General features: G+C 57.6%; 4 protein-coding genes. 3 read left to right on the forward strand and 1 reads right to left on the reverse strand.

Annotated elements, in window-relative coordinates; genetic code table 11:
• On the reverse strand, positions 1-431 hold a 431-nt coding region (locus ACP5J3_RS13425), incomplete at its 3' end, for a hypothetical protein (protein WP_428496151.1).
• 30 nt (positions 432-461) lie between these two features.
• Here ACP5J3_RS13425 and ACP5J3_RS13430 point away from each other — a divergent pair.
• The 3 genes from ACP5J3_RS13430 (at position 462) to ACP5J3_RS13440 (ending at position 2,112) form a co-directional block, all read left to right on the forward strand.
• Positions 462-665 (forward strand): hypothetical protein, encoded by a 204-nt coding sequence (locus ACP5J3_RS13430; RefSeq protein WP_428496152.1) that lies wholly within the window; start codon positions 462-464, stop codon positions 663-665.
• Positions 666-778: 113 nt separating this feature from the next.
• Positions 779-1,312: a hypothetical protein gene (locus ACP5J3_RS13435; protein ID WP_428496153.1), complete on the forward strand. Its 534-nt coding sequence runs from the start codon at positions 779-781 to the stop codon at positions 1,310-1,312.
• The gene (locus tag ACP5J3_RS13440; RefSeq protein ID WP_428496154.1) at positions 1,312-2,112 is read left to right on the forward strand and encodes a lysostaphin resistance A-like protein; all 801 of its coding nucleotides are present in this window, start codon (positions 1,312-1,314) and stop codon (positions 2,110-2,112) included. Before ACP5J3_RS13435 ends, ACP5J3_RS13440 begins: the two co-directional genes overlap by 1 nt.
• Positions 2,113-2,211: the final 99 nt, after the last annotated feature.

Below are 2,211 nucleotides of genomic sequence, written 5' to 3' on the forward strand. Positions count from 1 at the left end.
CACAGCCAGACCTCTTTCTGCCTCCCCTTCACCTCGCCTCTTATGCGCGTCCACCTGCCGTCGCAACTTGGAGTAGAGAAAAAGAGCTCCTCACCGCAGTCGGCGAAAAACGTGAGAAGGGATCGCCAACCCAGGCAGAAAAGGGCATAGGACTTGCCGGGTGGAATTCTGCCGCCCCTCACGTCGCCCAGCACCTCGGCGCCTTTAATGTCTACACACCTCACAGGTGTGCAGATCTTGTAAACACCCCCCTCAGATCTGCACCTCGACGGCATGAACCAGAGAGTTAAAGGAACAGACAGCGCCAGAAAAAATGTAGCGATATACCAAAAGTAGGTCTCGCCAAATCTCCAAGCTAGGAAAATCATAACTACAACCACCCCGTAGAGGGCGGAGAGCTCAAAGGCCCTGACTAGCATTGACTTGTGCATAAAGCTTAAAAATTCCCAAAAAAAAGCTTTATGTCGCCGGAAGAAGCACCTAGAAGAGACATGGAAAGCATAATAAAGAGAAGAGAGCTTCTGTATAATGCAGTACTAGGCTCCGCCGCGATTGCGGCGATACTTCCGGTATTGTCGCTGGCGAAATCGCCAGTGGTTGAATCAAAGGGATACGAGAAGAGAGGATACTGTGTTGAGGCCGCAAACCCTCGTAAGATATTTTAATCCGCGGGAGGAGGTTTACCACATGTGTGAGGATTGCCACCTGCTGGGTACTAAATACTGGGAACAGTTGAAAAGCCTTGGCAAGGCAGGTCTGCTGAGCCAGTTGCCGGGTAATGGCCTATAGCTACTACATAGGCAGAGCAGAGATTCTCTGGCTTACGCTATCGGAGGTAGGCACTATTATCGTGCCCGTGTTGGTGGGGGCGTTTGCGGCGATCTACGTCTACTATACAGTATACTGCAAGGGTAGGTGCAGAAAGCCGAATCTTCCGCTAATAGCCGGATTGGCCTCTCTTTCTGTGTTGATCGCAATTTTCGCGGAGACGGCGGCTCTGCCCGACGAAATGGGTTTTGCCGTTAATAAGACCCACTTGTCTATCGACGTCGGGATTTACGGCGCCCCCAGAGGCGCCGTCTACAACCTTTCCGAGTGTAGATTAAAATGGGTCGAGGACGGAGCCAAGGTAAGGAGGGTCAAGGGATTGGGCATTTTTTCACTTGACGCTGGTAGGCTCTATGTCGAGGGTGTCGGGGAGGGCGTCGGGTTTGCGAAGCGCCCGGCTGATTGGATACTAGTCGCCGAGTGTGGGGGCCAGAGGTTTATACTTAGCGCGCCTGGCCTCAGCCCGGCGGCGGTTGGGGGGTGATGCCTTGGAGGTTTTTTCTAGTTGCCTTCGGCGTGCCGTGGGCCCTATTGCCCATCATGACGTACACGGGCTACGGCCATTGGGCTCTACTCATTATGTTCACCCCGGCTCTGGGGGTAATTGCGCAACGGGCAGTCTACACGCCGGAGATTAGGCTGAGGGACTTCGTCCCATTCTTCTACCCGCTGGTCTGGGCGGCGCTGACGCTGGCCGCCGCCATCCCCTTCGCCAGGCCGGCCCCCGGCGAGGCTGTTGTCTACCTACTGGCGAAGGTTGCGAATCTGCCCCCTGAGTCCGTCCCCCGCGAGATAGTCGACATGGTGCTTACGCAGAACCTCTTGGCCCCCCTCATGGTGCCGTTCGCGATGTTTGCCAACACCTTTGTGGCGTTTGGGGAGGAGTACGGCTGGCGGGGCTACCTCACGCCTCTATTGGCGAGGCGGCTGGGGTGGGGACCCGCCTCGATCGCCGTGGGGGTTTTGTGGGGGATCTGGCACGCCCCCGTCCTCCTCCTCGGCCACAACTATTTTGTCAAGTGGTGGTGGCCGTCCATACTCCTGATGTCCGCCTTCTGCGCCGCGGCGTCTCCAGTGCTGACGCTGGTGTACCTCCGCCACGGGGTCTGGGGCGCCGCGGCTTTCCACGGCGGCGTAAACGCCTTCGCCGGCGTGTACTTCCTCGTCTACCCGCCGGACCCCGTCTGGCTCTCCAACCCGGCCGGCCTGGTGGGGGTGCTGGCGTGGATCCCCCTCTCGGCCTATGCGCTGTTTAAACTAAGGAGAGTTGCTGTAGAGGGCTGACGGCATAGGTTACCGACATCCGCACAGCCAGACCTCTTTCTGCCTCCCCTTCACCTCGCCTCTTATGCGCATCCACCTCCCGCCGCAGTGAGGTGTTGA

It is taken from the genome of Pyrobaculum sp. (assembly GCF_049971835.1).
Lineage (GTDB): Archaea > Thermoproteota > Thermoprotei > Thermoproteales > Thermoproteaceae > Pyrobaculum.